This window comes from Brevirhabdus sp., assembly GCF_052826345.1.
In genome coordinates this window covers 1-6,272 of the sequence record NZ_JBRBUA010000001.1, presented here as the reverse complement: position 1 = coordinate 6,272, position 6,272 = coordinate 1, and the positions used below count along the sequence as shown (strand labels likewise).

Annotated in this window: 5 protein-coding genes and 2 pseudogenes; 1 reads left to right on the top strand and 6 read right to left on the bottom strand. The window is 67.1% G+C overall.

The window, feature by feature from the left end; genetic code table 11:
- The 3 genes and pseudogenes from ACU0BR_RS00035 to zwf form a co-directional block, all read right to left on the bottom strand.
- Window positions 1–665, bottom strand: a pseudogene (locus ACU0BR_RS00035) (glucose-6-phosphate isomerase); the annotation flags it as partial.
- Window positions 666–667: 2 nt separating this feature from the next.
- Window positions 668–1,339, bottom strand: coding sequence for a 6-phosphogluconolactonase (pgl, locus tag ACU0BR_RS00030; protein ID WP_446154787.1), 672 nt, complete (start codon window positions 1,337–1,339; stop codon window positions 668–670).
- Window positions 1,326–2,786, bottom strand: a complete 1,461-nt coding sequence (gene zwf / locus ACU0BR_RS00025) for a glucose-6-phosphate dehydrogenase (protein ID WP_446154786.1) — start codon at window positions 2,784–2,786, stop codon at window positions 1,326–1,328. Before zwf ends, pgl begins: the two co-directional genes overlap by 14 nt.
- A 187-nt stretch (window positions 2,787–2,973) precedes the next feature.
- Between zwf and ACU0BR_RS00020 the strand changes: the two genes are divergently transcribed.
- On the top strand, window positions 2,974–3,930 hold the full coding sequence (locus ACU0BR_RS00020; RefSeq protein ID WP_446154785.1) for a radical SAM protein: 957 nt from the start codon (window positions 2,974–2,976) through the stop codon (window positions 3,928–3,930).
- On the opposite strand, the gene lpxB is transcribed toward ACU0BR_RS00020, so the two are convergent.
- The 3 genes and pseudogenes from lpxB to ACU0BR_RS00005 all read right to left on the bottom strand — a co-directional run.
- Window positions 3,922–5,136, bottom strand: a complete 1,215-nt coding sequence (gene lpxB / locus ACU0BR_RS00015) for a lipid-A-disaccharide synthase (RefSeq protein ID WP_446154784.1) — start codon at window positions 5,134–5,136, stop codon at window positions 3,922–3,924. The genes ACU0BR_RS00020 and lpxB overlap by 9 nt on opposite strands.
- Complete coding sequence (locus ACU0BR_RS00010) at window positions 5,133–5,969, bottom strand: LpxI family protein (RefSeq protein ID WP_446154783.1); 837 nt, start codon at window positions 5,967–5,969, stop codon at window positions 5,133–5,135. Before ACU0BR_RS00010 ends, lpxB begins: the two co-directional genes overlap by 4 nt.
- Window positions 5,966–6,272, bottom strand: a pseudogene (locus ACU0BR_RS00005) (acyl-ACP--UDP-N-acetylglucosamine O-acyltransferase); the annotation flags it as partial. The gene ACU0BR_RS00010 and the pseudogene ACU0BR_RS00005, both read right to left, overlap by 4 nt.

Genomic DNA, 6,272 nt, shown 5'->3' with positions numbered 1-6,272 from the left:
GGGTTTTCGACCTCCCGCGCCATCCATGCGCGGGCGGTGTGCGCGTTGGTCATCGTCTCGATGGTGGTGAAGGTCTTGGAGGCCACGATCACCATCGTGCGGGTCGGGTCCAGCCCCGCCAGCGTGTCGGAAATATGGGCGCCGTCGACGTTCGAGACGAAATGCAGCCGCGGCCCGTCGTGCCAGGGCGACAGCGCGCGCGTGACCATCGCGGGGCCCAGGTCGGACCCGCCGATCCCGATATTCACGATATCAGTGAAACTGCCGCCCAACCCGGCGATGCCGCCATGCCGCAGCTTGTGGGCGAAGGCTTCCATCCGCTCCAGCGTGCGCAACACCTCCGGCATGACATCGGCGCCGTCCACCATCACCGGCGTGCCTGCCAGATTGCGCAGCGCGGTGTGCAATACGGCGCGGTTTTCGGTCTCGTTGATGCGTGCGCCCGCGAACATCGCGTCGCGCCGGGCGGGCACGTCTCTCTCTTGCGCCAGCGCCAGCAGACGGTCCAGCGCATGGGCATCCACTGTCGTCTTGGAATAGTCGAACAGCAGACCACAGGCCCTGGCGGAAAAAGCCTCCGCGCGGTTCGCGTCGGAAAACAGCCCCGCGATGGAACGATCGCCTGCTTCGCGCGCCAGCTCCTGCAACTCGGCCCAGATATCCATGCTCATGCCGCCCAATGCACCGTGGCCTCGGCCAGAAGCGCGCGGATCGGCGCGTCCTCGACCGGCAGTTTGCGCGCACGTTCCAAGGCCTCGCGCTTGGCATCGCCCACGATCAACAGATGCGTGCTGAGCGCGGCTTTCAGAACCCGCGCGGTCAGCGTGATCCGCGGCTCCTGCGCACCGGGCGCCCGCATCGCCATCAGGACGGGCGCATCGTCCGCCAGCGCGTCACTCAGCCGGTCGGCGCCCGGAAAGAGCGATGCCGTGTGCATATCGTCGCCCATCCCCAGCAAAAGGACCGAAATCGGCAGATGCGGCTCGATCGCGGCGGAAAGCTCCTCCAGCCGGTCCTCGGGCGCATCGCCCTCGGCCCAGAGCGGCAGCAAATTGGCGGCCCCCGCATAGTCGCGCAGCAGGCGCGCCCTGAGCAGCCGTGTATTGGAACGCTCGGACCTCTCATCGACCCAGCGTTCGTCGTTCAGCACGACATCGACCCGGGACCAATCCAGTTTCAGCCCGCTCAGCACGTCGAAGACCGGCCCCGGCGTCGTTCCCCCCGGCACGCAGAAAGTCGCCCGTTCCTCGCGCCGCAGAAATCCGCGCAAGCCCGAGGCGAGCGTGTCGGCCACGCGCATCATCATCATTTCCCGGTCAGGGTATTCAATCAGTTCCATAGTCTTCGATCTCCCTCCAGCGGCGACCGTCACGATGCAACAGCATCAGCGAATCCTCCGGTCCGGTCGTTCCAGGATCATAGGGATGCGGCCTGGACCCACGCGATGTCCAGCTTTCTATGATCGGGTCGGTCCAGGCCCAGGCGGCCTCGACCTCATCGCCGCGCATGAACAGCGTCTGGTTTCCCCTTATCACATCCATGATCAGCCGCTCATAGGCGTCGGGAATTTCACGCGCCACCGGCCCCAGCGCATCGGCAAAGGTCATATCCAGCGGCACATCGACCAGACGCATCCCCCCCGGCCCCGGTTCCTTGATGGTCACCCGCAGGTTGATCCCCTCATTGGGTTGCAGGCGGATCGTCAGAACATTGGTCTTGCTGCCCGCCTCCTCGTCGAAGATCGAATGCGGCGTGGGTTTGAAGGCGACGACGATCTCGCTCATCCGCGCTTTCAGCCGCTTGCCGGTCCGCAGGTAGAAGGGCGTGCCCTTCCAGCGCCAGTTCGACACATGCACCTTCAGCGCGATGAAGCTTTCGGTCAGGCTGTCGGGGTGCTCGACATCTTCGAGATAGCCCTGCTGCTCGCCATCCGCCTTGTACTGGCCGCGCACGATCTGGTCGTGTCGCACCGGGTCCAGCGCGCGGATGACCTTGAGCTTTTCGTCGCGCACCGCATCGGGTTCGAACCGCGCGGGCGGTTCCATCGCGATCAGGCACAGCAGCTGCATCAGGTGGTTCTGCACCATATCGCGCATCGCGCCCGAGCGGTCGTAATAGGCCCCGCGCCCGCCGACGCCCACCGTTTCGGCCACGGTGATCTGCACATGGTCGACGAACAGCGCGTTCCACAGCGGCTCGAACAGCACGTTGCCGAACCGCACGGCCATCAGGTTCTGCACCGTTTCCTTGCCCAGATAGTGATCGATGCGGTAAATCTGGTGTTCGTCGAAATGGGCCTCCAGCGTCGCGTTCAGCTCCTTCGCGGAGGCAAGATCGCGCCCGAAGGGCTTTTCGACCACGATGCGGCTGTCGGCCGTCGCGATCTTGTGGCTTTCGAGCCGCTCGGCCAGGGCACCGAAAAGCGAGGGCGCGACCGAAAAATAGAACGCCTGCACCACGTCCTTGCGCATCAGCTTGGCCAGATCCGCCCAGCCCTCCTTGCCGGTGGCGTCGAGCTTGACGAAATGGACCGATTTCAGGAAGGCCGCGACCGTCTCGGAGGCATGATCGGCGATGAATTCGTCGATCGCCTCGGCCACGAAGGCGCGGTAGCTCTCGGTGTCGAAATCGGATCGCGCGGACCCGATGACACGGCTGCCCTCGATCATCTGGCCGGCGCGAAAGCGCCGATAAAGCGCGGGGATGATCTTGCGACGTGCCAGATCGCCGGTGCCGCCAAAGACCACCAGATCGAAAACATCTACAGGGATTACGCGCGAGACCATGGGATTTTTCCAGTCGTTAGTAAAATTGTTTGCGCTAACGCCGCCGTGTTACCTATCCGCCTCCCGCAAGTCTAGCCCGCACGCACGCGCACTCAAGCTTCTTTCACAGTTCCGTCACAAGCGTCGCCGGGGGTTTAAGCGAAAGGTTCCTGCGGGTATGGGTTCTGAAACCGAAGGGAAAAATGACGTGAAAGACGACTTTCAAAAGGCCTGTCCGCCCACGCAAAAGTTCTCCGACCCCGATGTCACCGCCAAGGGCGAGCCGCGGGCCGAGGTCGCCTTGACCCGTCCCCAGACGCTCTGGTTCAACACCGGCACCCTGTGCAACATCGCTTGCGCGAACTGCTACATCGAAAGCTCGCCGACCAACGACCGGCTTGCCTATATCACCGCCGATGAGGTCGAGGATTACCTCGACCAGCTCGACCAGCGCGAATGGCCGGTGCGTGAAATCGGCTTCACCGGGGGCGAACCCTTCATGAACCCGCAGATGATCGAGATGGCCCGCCGCTGTCTGGCGCGCGGCTATGAGGTGTTGATCCTGACCAATGCGATGCGCCCGATGATGCGCAAGACGGTGCAGGCGGGGCTGAGGGCGTTGCAGCGCGATTTCGGCGACCGGATGAGCCTGCGCATCTCCGTCGATCACTGGTCGCAGGAGCTGCACGACACGGAGCGCGGCGCCGACAGTTTCAAGCGCACGATCGAGGGCATGATCTGGCTGCGCGACCAAGGCATCGCGATGAGCGTTGCGGGCCGCACCGTCTGGGGCGAAAGCGATGTCGAGAGCCGCGCGGGCTATGCTCGGCTGTTCGCGCGGCACGGTTTCGACATCGACGCGCGGGACCCGGCCGCGACCGTCCTTTTCCCGGAAATGGACGAGCAGGTGGATGTGCCCGAAATCACGACGGCCTGCTGGGGCATCCTCGACAAGTCACCCGATGCGGTGATGTGCGCCTCCTCGCGCATGGTGGTCAAACGCCGGGGCGCGGCGGCGCCCGCCGTTCTGGCCTGCACGCTGCTGCCCTATGACGCGCGCTTCGAGTTGGGCACGACATTGGCCGAGGCCGAACGCCCGGTGAAGCTGAACCATCCGCATTGTGCGAAATTCTGCGTGCTGGGCGGGGCGAGCTGCTCAGCCTGAGCTGCTGGCCGGGGCGCCCGGCCGCCACCCGCCCGATCCGCCCGCGTCGTCAAGCCCGTCCAGCACCGCCCGCGCGGCGCGCAGGCCCGGGGGCGGGCCGCCCGCACCCAGCCGGGTCATCGCCAGATCCATCGCCTCGATCTGCGCCGCGCGCGCCGTGCCGTCGTCGATCAGCGCGGTCAGCGCCGGGGCGATGCGCTCGGGGCGGCACTCGGGGCCCAGAAATTCCGGGATCGTGCGGCTTTCGGCGATCAGATTGACCAAGGTGACGGTGTCGACCTTGACCATGCGACTGATGATCTGCCAGCTCAGCCAGTTCATGTCATAGGCGATGACGGTCGGCACCCGCGCCGCAGCCAGTTCCAGCGACACGGTGCCCGACGCGGCGAGCGCCAGGTCGGCGGCGGCGAAAAGCTGCCGCTTGTCCGGCGCGCCCTGTCCTTCCGTCGGCAGAATGATCGGGTGTCCGGGCAGATCGCCCAGGCTGGCGCGCACCTGTTCGAGCCGACCGGGGGCCGCGGGCACGATCGCCCGCACATCCCCGCGTACCGCGTGCATCTGGCGCAGGGTCTGCGCGAAGACCGGCCCCAGGCGCGAAATCTCGCCCTGTCGCGACCCCGGCAGCACCAGCAGCGCGGTCTGATCGGGCGCGAGTCCCAGCGCGGCGCGCCGTTCGCGCACGGTCCGGGCATCCACGGGGGGATGCGCGGCGATGGGGTGGCCCACGAAATCGCAGCGCATCCCCGCCGCGCGCATCGGCGCCTCGTCGAAGGGAAACAGCCCCAGCACCTGGTCAATCGTCTGCGCCATCCGCTGCGCACGCCCCGCACGCCACGCCCAGACCGACGGCGCCACGTAATGCACCATGCGCAGGCGGGATCGCGCGCGCACGCGCCGCGCGACACGCAGGTTGAAATCCGGGCTGTCGATGGTGATCAGCGCATCGAGATCATGCGACAGCACCGCCCGCGCGCTCTCGTCGATCCGGCGTTTGAGCATCCGGTAGCGCGGCAACACCTCGGCGATGCCCATGACGCTCAGCTCGCTCATCGGGAAAAGACTTTCCAGCCCCTCGGCCTGCATCCGCACACCGCCGACGCCGTGGAACTTGACACCGGGATCAAGCGTCTTCAGCCCGGCCATCAGCGCGGCCCCCAGATGATCGCCCGAGGTCTCGCCCGCCAGCAGAAAGAACCGGCGGCTCACGGTTCCGCCCAGATCGCCACCCCGGCCTCGTCGGCGCGGGCAAGCACCTTCGCACGGTCCAGAACCAGCACCGCGCCGGTCTGGATGCAGATCCCGCGCAACCCGGCGCGCACTGCCGCCTCCACGGTGAGCGGCCCGATCGCGGGCATGTCCACCCGCAGATCCTGCCCCGGCTTGGCCCGTTTGACGAAGACCCCTCCCGACGCGCGCGCCACCTGCCCACGGGTTTCGGCCACAAATTCCAGCATCGCATCCGTGCCCTGCGCGGTTTCCAGCCCCAGACACAGCCCGCCTGCCACCACGGCGCCCTGCCCCACATCGGCCGGTCCCAGCGCCGACAGGATGGAGCGGCCGCGCGCGGCATCGCGCCGCTCGCCCTCGCTCGGGGCCGGGCCGCACAACCGGCCGTTGGGCAGGGTCAGATCCGCCACGATCTCATGCGCGCCGCGCACGGCGAACCCCTGCCGCTCGAAGATCCCGATGACCATGCGCAACAAGGCATCATCGCCCCCCGCCATCGCGGCCATCAGATCGGGCATGATTTTCGCGGTGGTGGCATCCAGCAGCACCGGATCGACGCGCGGGCGCTGCATCGCACCCGCCATCACCACCTGGCGCACGTCATGGCCGCGCAGCGCATCGAACAGGGCGCCTAGCTGCTCGACCCGCGCAGTCACGCGATGCGCCGCGTCCAAGTCGTCCCCGCCTGAGGCGGCCGCGCCCCCGGCGCCGCCTTCCAGCCGTACCAGAACCGTATCCGGTCCGGCGGCACGCAGCACCAGTTCCGGCAGCAGTCCGTCGCCCGCGATCACGGCCAGCCGGGGCGCGGTCATTTCGGCGTCAGGAACGACCGGTCGCTCGCCTCCATCACGAAGCCGGTCACTTCCTTCACGTAGTCGCTGTCGGTTTCCGCGTTGATGCGGCGCGCGCGCTCTGCGAAGGCGCCCTCGCCCTGCGCGAGCGCCTGATAGGCCGCGCGCAACGCGGTGATGTCGGAGCGGGCGACGCCCTTGCGCTTCAGCCCGACCAGGTTCAGCCCGTCAAGCTCGCCGCGCGGGGCCTGGACCAGCCCGTAGGGGATGACATCGTTGGTCACCATCGTCACCGCGCCGATGATCGCGCCACGGCCAAGGCGC

Bases quoted from the DNA above. Each gene is read 5' to 3' on its own strand.
- pgl (WP_446154787.1), bottom strand. From the start codon at position 1,339: ATGGAACTGATTGAATACCCTGACCGGGAAATGATGATGATGCGCGTG.
- zwf (WP_446154786.1), bottom strand. From the start codon at position 2,786: ATGGTCTCGCGCGTAATCCCTGTAGATGTTTTCGATCTGGTGGTCTTT.
- ACU0BR_RS00010 (WP_446154783.1), bottom strand. From the start codon at position 5,969: ATGACCGCGCCCCGGCTGGCCGTGATCGCGGGCGACGGACTGCTGCCG.